The 17,970-nt window shown below is 72.5% G+C and carries 11 protein-coding genes and 1 pseudogene; 7 read left to right on the top strand and 5 right to left on the bottom strand.

Going from position 1 to position 17,970, the window contains the following annotated elements; translation table 11 throughout:
* Positions 1-230: 230 nt before the first annotated feature.
* The 4 genes and pseudogenes from ACQ614_RS05225 to ACQ614_RS05210 all read left to right on the top strand — a co-directional run bounded on the left by ACQ614_RS05225 (position 231) and on the right by ACQ614_RS05210 (position 7,761).
* The gene (locus tag ACQ614_RS05225) at positions 231-3,689 is read left to right on the top strand and encodes a discoidin domain-containing protein (RefSeq protein WP_431676979.1); all 3,459 of its coding nucleotides are present in this window, start codon (positions 231-233) and stop codon (positions 3,687-3,689) included.
* Between the two features lie 182 nt (positions 3,690-3,871).
* A complete protein-coding gene (locus ACQ614_RS05220) occupies positions 3,872-5,263 on the top strand; it encodes a DUF1996 domain-containing protein (protein ID WP_431676978.1) in 1,392 nt (463 codons plus the stop codon).
* A gap of 150 nt (positions 5,264-5,413) precedes the next feature.
* Positions 5,414-6,471: pseudogene (locus ACQ614_RS05215) on the top strand (LacI family DNA-binding transcriptional regulator).
* A gap of 126 nt (positions 6,472-6,597) precedes the next feature.
* Positions 6,598-7,761, top strand: coding sequence for a CapA family protein (locus ACQ614_RS05210; RefSeq protein WP_431676977.1), 1,164 nt, complete (start codon positions 6,598-6,600; stop codon positions 7,759-7,761).
* A gap of 140 nt (positions 7,762-7,901) precedes the next feature.
* On the opposite strand, the gene ACQ614_RS05205 is transcribed toward ACQ614_RS05210, so the two are convergent.
* Complete coding sequence (locus ACQ614_RS05205; protein ID WP_431676976.1) at positions 7,902-8,318, bottom strand: hypothetical protein; 417 nt, start codon at positions 8,316-8,318, stop codon at positions 7,902-7,904.
* A gap of 107 nt (positions 8,319-8,425) precedes the next feature.
* The gene (locus tag ACQ614_RS05200) at positions 8,426-8,800 is read right to left on the bottom strand and encodes an RNA-binding S4 domain-containing protein (RefSeq protein WP_431676975.1); all 375 of its coding nucleotides are present in this window, start codon (positions 8,798-8,800) and stop codon (positions 8,426-8,428) included.
* 111 nt (positions 8,801-8,911) lie between these two features.
* Here ACQ614_RS05200 and ACQ614_RS05195 point away from each other — a divergent pair, with 111 nt between their 5' ends.
* Positions 8,912-9,349, top strand: coding sequence for a hypothetical protein (locus ACQ614_RS05195; protein WP_431676974.1), 438 nt, complete (start codon positions 8,912-8,914; stop codon positions 9,347-9,349).
* A 928-nt stretch (positions 9,350-10,277) separates the two neighbouring features.
* Here the strand turns inward: ACQ614_RS05195 and ACQ614_RS05190 are convergent.
* The gene (locus ACQ614_RS05190) at positions 10,278-10,694 is read right to left on the bottom strand and encodes a YchJ family protein (RefSeq protein WP_431676973.1); all 417 of its coding nucleotides are present in this window, start codon (positions 10,692-10,694) and stop codon (positions 10,278-10,280) included.
* Positions 10,695-10,815: 121 nt separating this feature from the next.
* Between ACQ614_RS05190 and ACQ614_RS05185 the strand changes: the two genes are divergently transcribed.
* Positions 10,816-11,397: an AMIN-like domain-containing (lipo)protein gene (locus ACQ614_RS05185; protein ID WP_431676972.1), complete on the top strand. Its 582-nt coding sequence runs from the start codon at positions 10,816-10,818 to the stop codon at positions 11,395-11,397.
* Between the two features lie 90 nt (positions 11,398-11,487).
* Here ACQ614_RS05185 and ACQ614_RS05180 read toward each other — a convergent pair whose 3' ends face one another.
* Both ACQ614_RS05180 and ACQ614_RS05175 read right to left on the bottom strand, forming a co-directional pair.
* A complete protein-coding gene (locus tag ACQ614_RS05180) occupies positions 11,488-13,704 on the bottom strand; it encodes an RICIN domain-containing protein (protein ID WP_431676971.1) in 2,217 nt (738 codons plus the stop codon).
* Between the two features lie 31 nt (positions 13,705-13,735).
* A complete protein-coding gene (locus tag ACQ614_RS05175; RefSeq protein ID WP_431676970.1) occupies positions 13,736-15,157 on the bottom strand; it encodes an RICIN domain-containing protein in 1,422 nt (473 codons plus the stop codon).
* A 429-nt stretch (positions 15,158-15,586) separates the two neighbouring features.
* On the opposite strand from ACQ614_RS05175, the gene ACQ614_RS05170 reads away from it, so the two are divergent.
* Positions 15,587-17,965, top strand: coding sequence for a SpoIIE family protein phosphatase (locus ACQ614_RS05170; protein ID WP_431683824.1), 2,379 nt, complete (start codon positions 15,587-15,589; stop codon positions 17,963-17,965).
* Positions 17,966-17,970 lie beyond the last annotated feature (5 nt).

The following is a 17,970-nucleotide window of genomic DNA, read 5'->3' as shown; positions in this document are numbered from 1 at the left end:
CCCGTCGAACGGAGCCTGGCCCCGAAACTGTCCGGCCGTCAAGGGCTTGTACTCAAAAGCTTTGCGCACCTGCCGATTTGAAAGCGTGATCGGCGGGGGTCGGCGTGCTGCGCGGGGCTTGACATGACGGAAACATCGAGGCAACCATTCCCATGACTGCGAGAGCGCTCTCCCAGGAAACGGCCGACGCGTGCCGTCCTCCCCCACCCGTCTCGTCAGGAGAGTCCCCCATGCTCGCTCCACCCGCCCGAGCGGCCGCCCCGGCCGTGCACTCGTCACCGCCCTGGCGCGCCCTGGCCGCCGTGCTCGCCGGTGCCCTGGTCGCCGGCCTGCTGCTGTTCCTCCCCGCCGGCCGCGCCCAGGCGGCCGCCTCCCTGCTCTCCCAGGGCCGTCCGGTCACCGCGTCCAGTGAGGAGAACTACGGCACCGCGGCCGCGAATGCGGTGGACGGCAACACCGGTACCCGCTGGTCCTCGGCCAACAGCGACCCGCAGTGGCTCCAGGTCGACCTGGGCGCCGTCGCCACGGTGAGCCAGGTGGTGCTCAACTGGGAGGCCGCGTACGGCAAGGCGTACAAGATCCAGGTCTCCGCGGACGGTACGAGCTGGACGGACGTGTACTCCACCACGACCGGCGCGGGCGGTACCGAGACGCTGAACGTCTCCGGCAGCGGCCGGTACGTGCGGGTGTACGGCACCCAGCGCGGCACCGGATACGGCTACTCGCTCTGGGAGTTCCAGGTCTACGGCACGCTCGGCGGCACGCCCACCGGCAGCTGCGGCACCGCCGATGCGGCCCAGGGCAGGCCGGTCACCGCGTCCAGCGAGGAGAACTACGGCACCGCGGCGGCCAATGCGGTGGACGGCAACACCGGTACCCGCTGGTCCTCGGCCAACAGCGACCCGCAGTGGCTCCAGGTCGACCTCGGCTCGGTGCAGAGCGTCTGCCAGGTGGTGCTCAACTGGGAGGCCGCGTACGGCAAGGCGTACAAGATCCAGGTCTCCGCGGACGGTACGAGCTGGACGGACGTGTACTCCACCACGACCGGCGCGGGCGGCACCGAGACGCTGAACGTCTCCGGCAGCGGCCGGTACGTGCGGATGTACGGCACCCAGCGCGGCACCGGATACGGCTACTCGCTCTGGGAGTTCCAGGTCCGCACCGGCGGCGGCAGCACCCCGCCGACCGAGCCGCCCACGACGCCGCCGACCACTCCGCCCGGCAACTGGACCACCGTCTTCAACGAGGACTTCAACGGTACGGCCGGTACCGCGCCGAGCGGCAACGACTGGATCACCGACACCGGCACCGCCTACCCCGGCGGCCCGGCCAACTGGGGCACCGGCGAGGTGCAGACCGCCACCAACTCACCGGCCAACGTGGGGCTCAACGGCAGCGGTGCACTCAACCTGACCGCGCTGAAGAACGGTTCGGCCTGGACGTCCGGCCGGGTCGAGTCCAAGCGGACCGACTTCGCCGCCCCGGCCGGCGGCCAGCTGCAGATCTCGGCCACCGTCAAGCAGCCCGACGTGGCCAACGGCCTCGGCTACTGGCCGTCGTTCCGGGCGATGGGTGCCGCCAACCGCGGCAACTTCACCGTATGGCCCGGCGCCGGCGAGACCGACATCCTGGAGAACGTCAACGGCCGCAGCCAGCTCTCCACCACCCTGCACTGCGGCACCGCCCCGGGCGGCAACTGCAACGAGTACAACGGCATGACCAGCGGCCTGGCCTCCTGCACCGGCTGCCAGACCGGCTACCACACCTACTCGCAGATCATCGACCGCACCAGCTCGGACGAGCAGATCCGCTGGTACCTCGACGGCCGCCAGGTCTGGCAGGTCAACGAGTCGCAGGTCGGCGTCGCCACCTGGGACGCGGCCGTGCACCACGGCTTCTACCTGGTGTTCAACCTCGGCATCGGCGGCGGCTACCCCAACGCGGTCTGCAACTGCACCACCCCGACCGACGCCACCAGCTCCGGCGGCACCCTGAGCATCGACAAGGTCACCGTCCAGGTCGCCACCGGCACCGCCCCCGCCCCGCTCACCGACCCGGCCGTGCCCACCGCGCCGTCCACCGTCAAGGTCACCGGCTCGCAGGGCAACTGGCAGCTGCAGGTGAACGGGCAGCCGTACCAGCTCAAGGGCATCACCTGGGGCCCGGCCAACTCCGCGGCCGACGCCCACATCCGCGAGCTGAAGGCGATGGGCGTCAACACCCTGCGCACCTGGGGCACCGACGCCGGCAGCAAGCCGCTGCTGGACACCGCCGCCGCGCACGGCCTCAAGGTGGTCAACGGCTTCTGGCTCAACCAGGGCGCCGACTACGTCAACGACACCGCGTACATGGACTCCACGCTCGACCAGATCAAGCAGTGGGTCACCACGTACAAGAACCACCCCGGCGTGCTGATGTGGGACGTCGGCAACGAGGTCATCCTCACCACCCAGGACCACACCTACAACGGCACCACCGTCGAGCAGCAGCGCGTCGCCTACGCCAAGTACGTGGAGCGGGTCACCCAGGCGATCCACGCCATCGACACCAACCACCCGGTGACCTCCACCGACGCGTACACCGCGGCGTGGAAGTACTACAAGGACCACACGCCGAGCCTCGACCTGCTCGCGGTGAACTCCTACGGCGCGGTCTGCAACGTCAAGAACGACTGGATCAGCGGCGGTTACACCAAGCCGTACATCATCACCGAGTCCGGCGAGGACGGCGAGTGGGAGGTGCCGAACGACGCCAACGGCGTGCCGCTGGAGCCCACCGACATCAAGAAGCGCGACGCCTACCTCTCCAACTGGGGCTGCATCACCGGCCACACCGGCGTGTCGCTCGGCGCGACGGTCTTCCACTACGGCACCGAGAACGACTTCGGCGGCGTCTGGTACAACACCGTGCCCTCCGGCTGGCGCCGGCTCGCCTTCCACTCCGTCGCCAAGAACTACGGCGGCAACGTCGGCAGCAACACCCCGCCGGTGATCTCGGACATGACGCTGAGCAACACGGCGACCGTGCCGGCCGGCGGCACCTTCGACATCGCGGCCACCGCCACCGACCCCAACGGCGACCTGATCCGCTACAACCTCTACTACTGCGCCAAGTACGCGGGCGGCGGCACCGGGTTCAGCCAGGTCGCCTTCGCCCAGACCGGCGACGGCCGCTTCACCGCGGTCGCCCCGAAGAACCTCGGCGTCTACAAGGTCTACGTCTACGCCTACGACGGCCACGGCAACGTGGGCATCGAGACCAAGTCCTTCCGGGTGGTGGCCCCCACCCCGGGCGGCACCAACCTGGCGCTCGGCCGGCCCGCCACCGCCTCCACCTTCCAGGCCCAGGGCAACGGCGCGCCCTACCCGGCGTCCAACGCCACCGACGGCAACTGGAGCACCCGGTGGGCCAGCGAGTGGGCCGACCCGCAGTGGCTCCAGGTCGACCTGGGCGCGGTGAAGTCCTTCAAGCACGTCCAGCTGGGCTGGGAGGGCGCCTACGGCAAGGCGTTCCAGATCCAGACCTCCGCGGACGGCGCCAACTGGACCACCGTCTGGTCGACGACGAGCGGCACCGGCGGCATCGACGACATCGACGTGAACGGCAGCGGCCGGTACGTGCGCGTGAACATCACGCAGCGCGGCACCGCCTACGGCGACTCGCTGTTCGAGTTCGGCGTCTACGCCTGACCCGGACGCCCCGACCCGGACGCCCCGACCCGGACGCCCCGACCCGGACGCCCCGACCCGGGCTCCCCGGCCGGGGCTCCGTGACCCGGACACCGTGTCCGGTCCAAGACTCCCGGGACGCGTCCCGCCCCACCCGGCGCGTCCCGGGGCAACCCCCACCCATCGTCACGAATGGAGGTCCGATGCGACCCCGTTTCCTGTCCCGGGGCAGGCCGAGGCGGACGGCGCTCGCCGTCGCGTTCGCCGCGGTGCTCGCCCTCGCGGGCATCGGCGGCACCGCCCGCCAGGCCGTCGCCGCCGACGGACTGATCTCGCAGTCCAGGCCGGTGACCGCCTCGTCCATCGAGAGCCTGAACTTCCCGGCCGGAGCCGTCGTCGACGGCGACCCGACCAGCCGGTGGGCCTCGAACTGGAGCGACCCGCAGTGGCTCCAGATCGACCTCGGCGGCCCCGCGACCGTCAGCAAGGTCGAGCTCAGCTGGGAGGCGGCCTACGCCAAGTCCTACCAGCTGCAGACCTCGTCGGACGCCGCCACCTGGTCGACGATCTACTCGACGACCACCTCGGCCGGCGGCGTGCAGTCGCTGAACGTCAACGGCACCGGCCGGTACATCCGGCTCAACGCCACCCAGCGGGCCACCCAGTACGGCTACTCGCTGTACGAGTTCAAGGTGTACGGCACGGTCACCACCCCGCAGACCGGCTACGTCCTCGCCAACCCGCAGGTGACCGGGGTGACGCCGTCCACGGCCAACCCGCCGCACACCTACTTCCACGAGTTCCAGGCCAACTGCTCGCCGACCCGGAACCTGCCGGACGACCCGATCGTGTTCCCCGGGCTGGCCGGTGCCTCGCACATGCACACCTTCATGGGCAACACCACCACCACGGCGACCTCCACCCCGGCCTCGCTGGCGGCGGGCGGCACCACCTGCCTCGCCCCCGGCGACAAGTCCGCCTACTGGATGCCGACCATGTACAACGGCGCCACGGAGGTCAACCCGGTCGGCCTGCAGACCGTCTACTACAAGACGGGGGTGAACGACTACACCTCGGTGCGGCCGTTCCCACCGGGTCTGCGGTTCGTCGTCGGCAGCCCGTCCGCGACGCAGACCGAGTTCGCCACCAACCCGGGCTACGTGGCCGGCTGGGAGTGCGGCAACAGCTACCACAACACCGACCTGCCGACCTCCTGCCCCGGCGGCGGCGCGGTCAACCTGCGCTACCAGGCCCCCAGTTGCTGGAACGGCCTGTACCTGGACACCCCCGACCACAAGAGCCACATGGCCTACCCGGTCAACGGTGTCTGCCCCTCCATCCACCCGGTGGCGCTCCCGATGATCGAGTTCAAGATGGCGTGGCCGGTGCCCTCCGGCGACCTCTCGCAGCTGCGGCTGTCGAGCGGCCGGGGGTACTCCTTCCACTACGACTTCTTCAACGCGTGGGACGCGCCCACCCTGGCCGCACTGGTCGACCACTGCATCGTCGGCGGTCTCCAGTGCAACGCCCGCGGCTACGACGAGACCCAGCCCGGGCGCGGTGCGGCGCTGAACGAGCAGTACCTGCTGCCCTGACGCCCGCCGGCCGACCGTCGCCCCCGTCCTCCCCGCTCCCCCGGGGAGGGCGGGGGCGCACGGCGTGCGGCGGTACGGGCCCCGGAACGCCGCTGGTGAAGGCCGGGGAACACGCTGATAGAGCGCTCTCCCGCGTGCTATAAAAGGCTCATGAGCGAAGCCCTCCGCCCGGCCGCCCAGCGCTCCGCGACCCTGGAGGACGTGGCCCGGGTCGCCGGCGTCTCCCGCGCGACCGTCTCCCGCGTGATCAACGGCATCCGCAACGTCGACCCGGCCATCCAGGAGAGCGTCCGCCGGGCCGTCGCCTCCACCGGATACGTGCCCAACGGCGCCGCCCGATCCCTGGTCACCCGCCGGGCCGGCGCCCTCGCCCTGGTCGTCTCCGGCAGCGGCACCGACGAGCGGGACGAGGAGGCCACCCGGACACAGGTCTTCACCGACCCCTTCTTCGGCCGGGTGGTCAGCGGTGTCTTCACCGGCCTGCGCCCGCACGGCGTCCATCCGGTGCTGATGCTCGCCGACGCCCCCGAGGCCCGCGAGCAGGCGCTCTCCTACCTCAAGCAGGGCAACGCCGACGGCGCCATGGTGGTCTCCACCCATGCCGACGACCCGATGCCCGGCCTGCTGCTGGCCGCCGGCGTGCCCACCGTGCTCTTCGGCCGCCCGGCCGCCCCGCTGCCGGTCAGCTGCGTCGACCTGGCCAACCGGGACGGCGCCCGGCTCGCCGCCGACCACCTGCACGCCCGCGGCCGCCGCCGGGTGGCGACCATCGCCGGCCCGCCCGCCGTGCGCGCCGCCCGCGACCGGCTGGACGGCTTCCACGAGGCGATGGCCCGCCACGGCATGCCGTACCTGCCGCACGCCGAGGCGGACTTCACACAGGCAGGCGGTGAGCGCGCGATGGCCCGTCTGCTCGTCGAACACCCGGACCTCGACGGGGTGTTCGCCGCCAACGACCTGATGGCGCAGGGGGCCGTCGCGGTGCTGCGCGACCACGGCCTGCGGGTGCCGGAGGACGTCGCGGTGGTCGGCTTCGACGACAGCAGCGCCGCGACCGCCGCCGGCCCCTGCTCACCACCGTCCGTCAGCCGGTGGAGGAGATGGCCGCCGAGATGGCCCGCATCCTGCTGGACGTGCTGGCGCGCCCCGGCCGTGGCGCCACCTCGGTGATCTTCGAGCCGGAGCTGGTCGTCCGCCGGTCGTCCTGATCGCCTGTCAGGCTCATGCGGAATCAAGTCCTCCACATTTGTGCGTGAGTTATGGGGATCATGCGGATGGTTGTGCGGGTCGTGTCGTAGAGTTGGCGCGTACAGTTCGATGACCGGGGGGATGTCGTGCGCCGTGCCGCGCCTGCTGCTGCGCTCGTGCTGGGCCTGGCCTGCCTGACGTCCTGCGGCAGTGCGTCCGGCCCGGCCGCCGACCGCGCCCCTGCGGCCGGTGGCACGGCGGCCGCGCCCACCGCCCCGGGCTCCGCCGCGTCCGGCGCCCCGTCCGACCCTGCCGCCCCCTCCGGCTCCGCGGCGGCGGGCGGCACCCCGGCAGCCGCGGGCGGCACCATCACCGTCGCCTTCGCCGGCGACGTCCACTTCGAGGGCCGGACGGAGGCCCGCCTCGCCGGCGGCCCCGACACCGCGCTCGGCCCGATCTCCCGCACGCTCGCCGCCGCCGACCTGGCGGTGCTCAACCTGGAGACGGCGATCACCGGCCGCGGCGCGCCCGAGCCCAAGACCTACACCTTCCGAACCAGCCCCAAGGCGCTGCAGTCGCTGCGCGACGCGGGGGTGGACGTGGTCTCGCTGGCCAACAACCACGCCGTCGACTTCGGCGCCGACGGCCTCGCCGACACGCTCGCCGCCAAGGCCTCCTCACCGATCCCGGTGGTCGGCTTCGGCCGCAACGCCCAGGAGGCGTACGCCCCGTACGTGACCACCGTCAAGGGCGTGAAGGTCGCGGTGCTCGCGGCCAGCCAGGTCCAGGACCTCACCAACCAGAAGTGGCGGGCGGGTTCGTCCAAGGCCGGGATCGCCTCCGCCCTCGACCCGGCCGCGCTCGTCCGGGCGGTCGCCGCGGCCAAGCAGCAGGCCCCCGTCGTCCTGGTCTACCTGCACTGGGGCGAGGAGGGCCACACCTGCCCGACCGGCGCCCAGACCGACCTCGCCCGCAAGCTCTCCGCGGCGGGCGCCACCGCGGTGGTCGGCACCCACGCCCACACCATGCTGGGCTCGGGCATGCTCGGCGACACCTACGTGGCGTACGGCTTCGGCAACTTCCTCTGGTACGGCACCTCGAACTACACCGACTCCGACGAGACCGGCGTCACCACGCTCATCCTGAGCGGGGACGGCCGTACCGTCGGCGAGCGGTTCACCCCCGCGCACATCGACAAGCGCGGCGTCCCGGTGCCGCAGTCCGGTGCCGCCGCGACCGCGGCCCAGCGCCGCCGCGACCGGCTGCGCTCCTGCACCGGCCTCGCCCCGGCGCCCGCGGCCCGCGACTGAGCACCGAGGCTCCGACACCCCCCGACCCGGTCACGGCCGGGCCCCCGATCGGCCGCGCCACGCACCGGTGCGGCCGCGGAACCGCTGGGACACGGCGTGAGCAGCCCTGAACGCTCATGCCGCCCAGCGGCCCGCACTCCTCACACCCGGCGTCCGCCCGGCCCGGCCACTGCCAGCGGGCCCTCCTGCGGGGTCGCCCGGTAGGCCCGTTCGCGCCACCAGGAGGCGTCGACCTCGACCTCCTCCCACTCCGCGGTGCGGCGCAGGATGTGGGCGGTGATCCGCTCCGGCAGCCGGACGGCGTGCTCCCGCACGTAGTGGGCGAGGCCGGAGGGCCAGAGGTACTCGCCGTCGGTGAACTCGGCCGACCCGTTGACCTCGCCGCAGATGCGGCATCTTGAGACGCCCAGGAACTGGCGCGCGACGTGCCCCTGCTCCAAGTAGTCGGCGACCTCGGAGCGTTCCCACATCTCCCAGTCCGGGTCCACCAGGGCAGCGGGGTCGGGCAGGTCCGGGGTCTCCGGTGAGTGCCAGTATCCGAACAGCGTCAGCCTCACGGCGCGCCTCCCTCCCGGGCGACGGCCATGCTCCTGACGCCCGCTCACATCCGGCGATGTGATGCGAAGCCTGCGTCAGGTGCCGGGTGCACGTCAACGGTCGGGCGTCACGAGCCGCGCAGGCGCTCGATCTCCCGGCGGTCGCGCTTGGTCGGTCGGCCGGTACCGCGGTCGCGCAGGGCCGTCGGCGCGGCGAACTCGCGCGGCGGCGGGGGCGGGGAGTGGTCGACGTAGCACTGCGCGGCGATCTCCGCACCGACCCGCTTGCGGATCGGCCGGGACACCACCACGACCCGCTCCCGGCCGTCGTACCGCAGCCGGACCTCGTCCCCCGGCTTCACGGTCTGCGCCGGCTTGGCCCGCTCGTCGTTCACCCGCACATGCCCGGCCCGGCACGCCGCCGAGGCCATCGAGCGCGTCTTCAGCAGCCGGACCGACCAGATCCAACTGTCGACCCGAACCGGTCCCTCGTCCTCAGCCATGCCCCGAGCTTATGCGTTCCGGGCCCGCCGCTACGTCCAACGGGTGGTCGTCGCGGGCTCCCGCGGCCCCGCCGTGCGTGTCCGTACGGCACCGGCGTGACCATGGCGGACATGAGCCCAGACCGCGCACCGGGCCCGGCCCGGACCCCGTACGAGATCGCCAATGCCGTGGGCGAGGAGATCCGCGTCCTCAACCACCGGACCGCCGCCGGGATCGGGGCCTTCCCCGACCCGACCAGCGTGCACGACGTCATCACCGCGCTGCACGCGATCCTCTTCCACCTGCCGCAGGCGCTCGGCCAGGCCGCCGCGGGGCTGGCCGCGATCCCGGCCGAGCAGATCGGGGTGGCCATGCCGGACGGCGAGGGGGACACCGCGGCGGCCCGGCAGGCCCGGGTCACCGAGGAGCTGGCCCGCGCCGCCGAGACGCTGGAGGTCGCCCGGGCACACGTCGCGGCCGCCTCGGCGTTCACCAGCGGCCTGGACCGCACCACGGCGGCCGGCGACGACGACCCGCTCGACGACCTGGTCGCCGCCTTCCACGACTGAGGGCTCCGGGGGCGGGGCCCGCCGTCGCGGTCCGCGGCCCCGGGCGGCCCCGCACTCCCCGAGAACCCGAGGACACCGCATGGGCCGGAGCCTTCCTCCGCACCGCGTCGGAACCGGCTGCGCCGTACTGCTCGCCGCGGCCTTCACAAGCGTGCAGCTCACGGCCGTCACCGGCCGGGATTCCCCGGACTCCAGGAAATACATCTCCCACGCGCTGTCACTGAGCGGAGAGAGCCGGGCCCGGGCGACGGCCCGCACCATCGACTACGTGTGCGCCGACCCGGGCGGCGGGCGGCTCACCTGGATCCCCTGGACGGCGGACACCTCCGCGGCGGAGACGGCCGACGAGTGCGGGCAACGCCTGACCGCGTCGGCCGCGTACTGGCTCGAGCACGGCAACACCTCCGGGATGACCGGACCGTTCCTCAACCACCGCTACATGGCGATCTTCGAGGCCCGCCCCGGGTACCCGCTGCTGCTGGTCCCCTTCGTCTCCGCCTTCGGCCTGGCCTGGGGCATCTGGCTGGCCGGCCTCGCGGTCACGCTGGCGGGGAGCCTGCTCGTGCCGGCCGCCCTGCGCGTCGCCGGCGTCCCGTGGCCGGCCGCCCTGTGCGGGCAGGCCCTCTACCTGGCCCTGCCCACCGGCACCACGGCGATGCGCCCGATGTCCGACGGGCTCGCCATGGCCGGTGCGGCAGCGGTGGTGCTCGGCGCCACGCTGGCACTGAACGGGAGGAGGCGGGCCGGGCCGCTGGTCGCCGCCGCGACGGCCGCCGCCGGTGCTCAACCAGGCCGGGCACCCCAGTCTCGCGATGGCGACGGGCCACCGCCTGATCGTCCTGGTCTGGTTCCTCCCGGTCCTGGTGCTCCCCGCGCTCGGCAGACGCAGGACCGGAGCCCCGCCGACGCGCAGGCCGTCAGACACGCCTTAGCCCTCCGGCAGGGCCGCCTCGTACACCCAGGCGCCGTCCAGCCGGACGAAGGTGCTGTGCTCCTCCATGGCACCGGGCTCGCCGCCGTCGGTGAAGTGCGCCCGGAAGCGCACCGTGCCCTCGGTGTGGAAGGGGCCGCCGTCCGCCGTCTCCAGGATCTCCAGCCCCGTCCACTGCAGCCCAGGGTCGAATCCGACCCGGGGCGGCCGTGCGTCGGGGTGCCAGGTGCGCAGCAGGTAGGCCTCGTCGCGGACGGCGAAGGCGCTGTACCGCGAGCGCATCAGCTGCTCGGCGGTGGCCGCCGCGGCCTCGCCCCGGTGCAGCCGCCCGCAGCAGCCGCCGTAGGGGCCGCCGGAGCCGCAGGGGCAGGGATCGGCGGGGGAGATGCGGGGGTGGCGGCGGCGCTTCGACATGTGCCCATTCTGCCGGTCGGGCCGCCCCTCCCGGGAACGGGGACACTGGTGCTGCAACTGCACGGCCGCCGCTAACGTCTTCTCGGGTGAGGGATCCAGGCGCGGCCCGAGGAGGCGCATCATGCGACGGTGGATCACGATCCCGATGGCACTCGTTCTCGCCGGCACCGGTGCCGTGGTGGTACCGACCGCGGCATCTGCAACAGCACCGGCGACGGTGACCACCTGCCCGACCGGTTGGGGCAGCCTGCCGAAGGCCGCCACCGCCACGACCGGCCAGCATCCGCTGACCAACATCCGCACCGGTCAGCACCTGTGCTGGGACCGCATGGTGCTAGACATCCCCGGCACCTCGGCGTCCGCACGGGTGGGCTACCACGTGCAGTACGTCTCCTCGCTGATCCAGGACGGTTCCGGGAAGACGCTGCCGATCCGCGGCGGCGCGATCATCGAGATCGTCGTCGTGGCGCCGTCCTACGACCCGGAGACCGGCAACGCGGTCTACCCGGCGAAGGCCGGCCAGCCGCTGCCCGGTGTGAACCTCACCGGCTACAACACCTTCAGGGACGCCAAGTTCGGCGGCAGCTTCGAGGGCCAGAGCCAGGTCGGCCTCGGTGTCCGGGCCCGACTGCCCTTCCGGGTCTTCCAGTTGGACAACCGGCTGGTCATCGACGTGGCGCACAGCTGGAACGCCACCTTCTGAGCCGTACGCGAGCCGTACGGGCACGGCACGGAGAAAACACACAGTGCTCCCGGCCGGGTGCGGACCCGGCCGGGAGCACATTCGTCGTGGTTACGGGTAGGCGACCAGGTTGGCCACGTTGGACGAGGAGTTGGACGGTCCTCCGGTCGAGTTGATCACGTGGTTGATGGTGCCCGTGCCGCCCAGCGACACGGTGACCATGTCGTGGAAGCGCACCCCGGAGCGGTTCGGCGCCTCGAAGGCGTGCTCGGCCACCACGGACGGGTTGACGTTGAAGTAGCAGTAGCTGCCGAGCCCCCACGCCTCGTGGCTGGTGACCGAGTCGCCCACCTTGTAGGCCGCGTAGCCGCGGGTGGAGCCGTTCGTCCAGGCGGACTGGTTCGGCGGGTCGTACGGCATCTCGTTCTGGAAGAAGTACGTCCGGCCGCCGTTGCCGTTCCACACCACCTGGGTCTGCTGGTAGTGCTCGACGAACAGGCCGTACATGGTGACGTTGTTGCCGTTGACGGTGAGGCCGTTGGCGGCGGTGTTGCTCGTCCAGCCGACTCCGCTGCCGTGGTCGGCGCGCCAGATCCACATGTGGTCGCCGATCACGCCGTTGCTGTTGACCACGAGGGACTGGGTGGCCCTGCCGACGCCGGCGCCGCCGACCCGGAAGAACACGTCGTGCAGCGAGGTCGGGTTCGCCGAGTGGTCGGCGGCGGAGCCGGCCGGGCCGACCTGCATCAGCACCGCGGAGTTGGCGGTGCCCGCGTCGATCAGCAGCCCGGCCACCTTGACGCCGTCGACGTCGGCGACGGTCATCGCGGTGACGCCGTTGTCCGGCACCAGCGTGGCGAGGCCGAGGCCGAGCACCACGGTGTCGGGGCGGGTCAGGTCGATCGACCGGTCGAGGTGGTACACACCGGGCGTGAACAGCAGGTTCTTGCCCTGGCCGAGTGCGCCGTTGATGTCGGCGGCGGTGGCGCCGGGCTTGACGATGTAGAACTGGTCGATCGGCAGCGAGCCGCCCTGCTGCGCCCCGCCGGCCCAGCTGGTGCCGCTGCTGTTGCTGCGCAGCGCCGGGACGAACACCTTGTAGGCGCCGGCCGCGTCCACGTACAGGAACGGCTTCTCGCGGACCACCGGGGTCTGGCCGACGGTGGTGTAGGGCGGGTTGGGGAAGGAGTTGGCCGGGGCGTTGACGTCGCCGACGAAGACCATGTTCCAGTTGGAGCCCGTCCAGCTGCCCCACTGGGCGTTGCGGGAGAGCCACTGCTGCTGGGAGCCGGAGCGGACCTGCCCGTCGATCTTCGAGTCGGCGATGAAGCCGCCGCTGGACCAGCCGCCGTCGTCCAGCTGGAGGTTGCCGCGGACGTGCATCCGCCGGTAGGGCGCGGCCTGCGAGACGGCCCAGCGGTCGGTGCCGCCGGTCGGGTTGACCGAGAGGTTCTCGGCGGAGCGCCAGAAGTTCTGGGTGGCGTTGCCCTGGAACCAGTCGGCCTCGGCGTGCACGGCGCCGTTGATGGTCACGTCGTCGGGGGAGAGGCCGAGCCCGGCGACCTGGGTGTAGAAGCCGACGTTGGCGTCGACGCTGTAGCTGCCGGGCTTGAAGAGCAGGGCCTGCCGCTGGCTGCCGAACTGGTTGGACTCCTGCTGGGAGAAGACCGAGTTGAGCTTCGCCTGGATCGTCGAGGCCGGCATCGACGGGTCGAAGACCGCCACGTTGGGCCCGAAGTCCGGGGTGCCGGGCGGGTTCTGGCTGCCGCTGCCGAAGGAGAAGGACTGTGCGGCGGTGCCGTTGCAGGTCCACTGCTGGAACTGGACGGCGTCGGCGGTGGAGGCGCTCGGCACGTCCAGGCACTTGCCGCTGTTGCGGTTGACGAAGTGGTACGTGCCGCCGGCCTCGGCGACCGGCTGCCACTGCTGGTTGAGGCCGCCGCCGTACGCCCACAGCTGGATCTTCCCGCCGTCGGCGGTGGAGACATCGGTGACGTCGAGCACCTTGGTGGTGTCGTTCCGGGCGTTGATCCGGACGTAGCCGCCACTGGTGTCCTGGAACTGCCACTGCTGGGCGTTGGTGCCGTTGCAGCCGTACTGCTGTACGGCGGTGCCGTTGGCGGTGGCGGCGGCCGCCGCGTCCACGCACTTGCCGCTGTGCTTGGCGACGACGGTGGTGAAGCCGGTCGGCAGGCCGGCCGCCTGGGCGGCGGGGCCCTGGACGAGCAGGACGGCGGTGGAGGCCGAGGCGATCAGGCCGACGGCGGTGACCAGCGGGAGGGCCCGCCGGCGGGCGTGGGCACGCCTGTGCCCGGGTGTCGATGGCACGGTTGTGCTCCTCTCGTGTCGGGGCCGGGCGTCAGGCCGGCAGGGTCCACTGCTGGTTGGCGCCGGCGAAGCAGTCCCAGATCTGCAGCCGGGTGCCGTTGGCGGAGCTCGGTCCGGTGGCGTCCAGGCAGCGGCCGGAGGCGGGGTTCACCAGGGTCTTGTCGGCGCGGGCCTGCCACTGCTGGGCGCCGGTGCCGTTGCAGTCGTACAGCTGCACCTGGGTGCCGTTGGCGGTGCCGGCGGCGGTGACGTCCATGCACTTGCCGAGGGCGCGGACCGTGCCGTCGGTGCCGACCGTCCAGGTCTGCGCGGCGGTGCCGTTGCAGTCGTACAGCTGGATCGCGGTGCCGTTGGCGCTGTTCGCCGCGGCGACGTCGACGCACTTGCCGCCGTAGCCGGTGATCCGGCCGGTGCGGCCGGTGGGCGGCGGGGTGGTGGTGCCGGTGAGCGCGTCGAAGGTCTTGGTGAACTGGTACGGCGACTGCGGGGTGCCGCTGCAGGAGTCGGAGAGCGTGCCGTTGACGGCGCAGGCCTTGTCGCGGCCGATCGCCCAGAAGGCGAGCTGCTGGATGCCGCGGGAGGCGGCGAAGGACTCCAGGGTGGTGGCGTTGCCGGTGGTGAAGACCTCGGCGGTGGTGTCGTTGACCCCGATCATCGGGGTGTTGCCCTCCATCGCCCAGAGCTGCTCGGAGGTCTTGCCGGTCCATATCTGCCCGAGCTGGGTGTGCAGGCCGTTGGCGGCGTTGATCGCGGCCTGCCCCATGTCCATGGCCGGGCCGTAGTCCATGGTCATGATGTTGACCATGTTGACGTCCAGGCCGCGGCTCTTGGCGTTGTTCAGCAGGCTGATCGAGTTGGACTCCAGGCCGGACGGGCTCACCGGCAGGGTGTAGTTCACGGCGAGCCGCTTGCCGGCCGCCGCGTACTGCTGCTGGAGGCCGGCCAGCGCCTGGTTGCGGCGGTCGTTGGCGGCGGTGTCGTTGAGCGCCGAGCCCTCGATGTCGAGGTCGATCCGGGTCAGGTCGAGGGTGTCGACCACCCGCTTGTACTGGGCCTGGAGTGCGGAGACGCTGGTGCAGGCCTGGCCGAGTTCGGTGCCTGCGGCGCCGCCGAAGGAGGCGATCACGTCGCCGCCGGCCGAGCGCAGGCTGTTGATCGCGGTCTGCCAGGAGGCATCGGCGATGTCGGTGCTGCCGTTGAAGGTGGCGTTGCAGCTGCCGTTGCTGATCACGAACGCCAGGGTGAAGTACTTGAGACCGGTCGCGTTGCGCACCTCGGTCATCACCGAGGGCGACTTCCAGGTCTCCAGGTACGGCGCTGCGAAGTGGGCCGGGAAGCCCGGCCCCGGGTTGGCGGCAGCGGCGGCGGGCGTGCTGCCGGCCACCAGCAGTGCGGCGGCCGTCGCGGGCAGCGCGGCCGCCGTCGCGACGGTGCGGACAAGGTTGCGGAGCAAGGTGTTCTCCTCCTGCCCGGGCGGTCACCCGGGCGTGGTGGGGTGAGGATCAGGGACCTTTGCGTTCACGAAGTGAACATCGCGCAGCACTGAACGGCCCGGTCGGCAGGGTCGAACGGCCGACGGGCAATGCGCTGCGATGGAACGGGCGGATCTCCTTACGATCCGTCAACAACCCTCCACAGCAACCGTCTGGTGGGGTGTCACCAGTTCGTCCCGGGTGCGGCGGACGGCGCAGGAGTCCCGACGAATTGGTCTGGACCCTTTTTCAGAACGTGAAGTTAGGCCCGTTGAACCAGCCGCGTCAACCCCCGTGCTTACAGAAGCCGAAGGCGGCACGCCCGGTCACGCTGCGTGCCCCGGGGCGCCGACACCCCGGGGCCGGTGGAGTATGAGGGGGAGAGGAGACCACCGGGCGAGGTGAACGAGATGGAGGACCGCCGCTTCCCGTTCCTCGACGGCGTCGCCGGGGCGCTCGTCGACGGCAGCGGCACGATCATCGGCTGCACCAGCGCGGTCGAGGATCTGCTCGCCCTGCCCGCCCGGGCCCTCGTCGGCCGCCCGCTGCGCGACCTCCTCGCCGACCCGGACAGCTGGCGCAGCCCCGACGACTCCGCCGCCGGCTGGGACGGCAAGGTCACCGTCCGCACCGGCGACGGCCGCCCGCTCAGCCTCGACGTCCGCGTCCTCACCCTGCACGGCGGCAACCCCGCCGACCCGGCCGCCACCCGGCAGGTCGTCCTCGGCGCCAAGTCCTCCACCGTCGCCCGGTGGCGCCAGGACCAGGCCTTCACCCGCGAACTCTTCCTCCAGGACCGCTTCGGCCTCGCCGTCTTCGACACCGATCTGCAGATCGTCCGCACCAACACCCACCTGCTGCCGTACAGCGGCGTCCCGCCCACCCTCACCGGCCTCAAGCTCGCCGACTTCCTCCAGCCCCAGGACGCCGTCGCCCTGGAGGCCCACCTGCGCGAGGTCCTGGAGACCGGCCGCCCGCTGGTCCTCGCCGAAGGCCTCGCCCGCACCGTCGTCGACCCCCGCAGCGGCCGGATGATGGCCATCTCCGCCTTCCGCCTGCAGGACGCCGAAGGCGTCGTCATCGGCCTCACGGTGCTGTTCACCGACATCACCGAACAGCACCGCTCCCGGCAGCGCCTCGCCCTGCTGCACCGGGTCACCGCAGCCGCCGGCGGCTCCCTCTCGGTCACCGGCACCGCCGAGGGCCTCGCCAAGGCCCTCGTCTCCGACCTCGCCGACGTCGCCGTGGTCGACATCGCCGCCGCCGTCTTCACCGGCGACGAACCCGCCCCCGACCCCACCGGCCGCCTGCTGCTGCGCCGCACCGCCGTGGCCGGCGAGGCCGCGCCCGCCACCGGCGACACCGTTCTCGTCCGCGCCGACGGAACCCCCGACCGCGGCACCACCGCCGAGGCCGCCCACGACTGGGAGATCACCGCGCCGCTGGTGGCCCGCGGCATCCTGCTCGGCCAGGTCACCAGCCGCCGCAACCGCTGGAAGGACCCCTACGAGGAGGGCGACCGGCTGCTGCTCGCCGAGATCGCCGCCCGGGCCGCCCTCGCCGTCGACAACGCCCGCCGCTACACCCGCGAGCACCGCGCCGCCGTCGGCCTCCAGCGCAGCCTGCTGCCGCCAGCCGTCCGCACCGTCGCCGCCGTCTCCACCGCCAGCGTCTACCTGCCCACCGACAGCGCCGGCGGCGTCGGCGGCGACTGGTTCGACGTCATCCCGCTCTCCTCCGCCCGGGTCGCCCTGGTCGTCGGCGACGTCGCCGGCCACGGCCTGCAGGCCACCGCCACCATGGGCCGGCTGCGCACCGCCGTCCGAACCCTCGCCGACCTCGACCTGGAACCGGACGAACTGCTCGTCCACCTCGACGACCTGGTCTCCCAGCTGCTCTTCGAGGGCGACTTCGCCGCCGACGCCGAGGACACCGACCACGCGGACCAGGAAGCCCCCGCGGACACCGCCCGCGCCGGCCGCCGGCAGCGGCCCGAACCCGGCTCCGTCGGCGCCACCTGCCTGTACGCCGTCTACGACCCGGTCACCCGCGGCTGCACCGTCGCCAGCGCCGGCCACCCGCCGCCCGCCGTCGCCGCCCCCGACGGCACCGCACACTTCCTGCCGGTCACCCCCGGCCCGCCGCTCGGCGTCGGCGGCCTGCCCTTCGAGGCCACCGAGACCGTCCTCGACCCGGGCAGCGTCCTCGCCCTCTACACCGACGGGCTGATCGAACGCGGCGAGGGTGACATCGACGAGGGCATGGCCGAGATCGGCCGCCGGCTCTCCGCGGTCGCCCGCGAGGACCGCCCCCTGCGCGAGGCCGCCCTGCAGGTCGTCGCCGGACTGCCGCCCACCCGGCTCCGCGACGACGTCACCCTGCTGCTCGCCCGCACCCGCGCCGTGCCCGCCGCCGACACCGCCGCCTGGTCCGTGGAACCCGACCCGGCCGCCGTCGCCCGCGTCCGGTCCGACGCCACGGACCAGCTCGCCGCCTGGGGCCTCGACGAACTGGCCTTCACCACCGAACTCGTCCTCAGCGAACTGGTCACCAACGCCATCCGCTACGCCGGCGGCCCGGTCGGCGTCCGGCTGATCCGCGCCGACACCCTCACCTGCGAGGTCTCCGACGGCAGCAGCACCCAGCCGCGGATGCGGCGCGCCCGCCTCACCGACGAGGGCGGCCGCGGCCTCTACCTGGTCGCCCAGCTCACCGACCGCTGGGGCAGCCGCTACACCGCCGCCGGCAAGACCATCTGGACCGAACAGGAACTCCCACCCGACCCCTGACGATC

This window comes from Kitasatospora dryopteridis (assembly GCF_050749075.1).
In the GTDB taxonomy this organism is placed as follows: Bacteria; Actinomycetota; Actinomycetes; order Streptomycetales; family Streptomycetaceae; genus Kitasatospora.
This window is presented reverse-complemented; position numbering and strand designations above follow the sequence as displayed.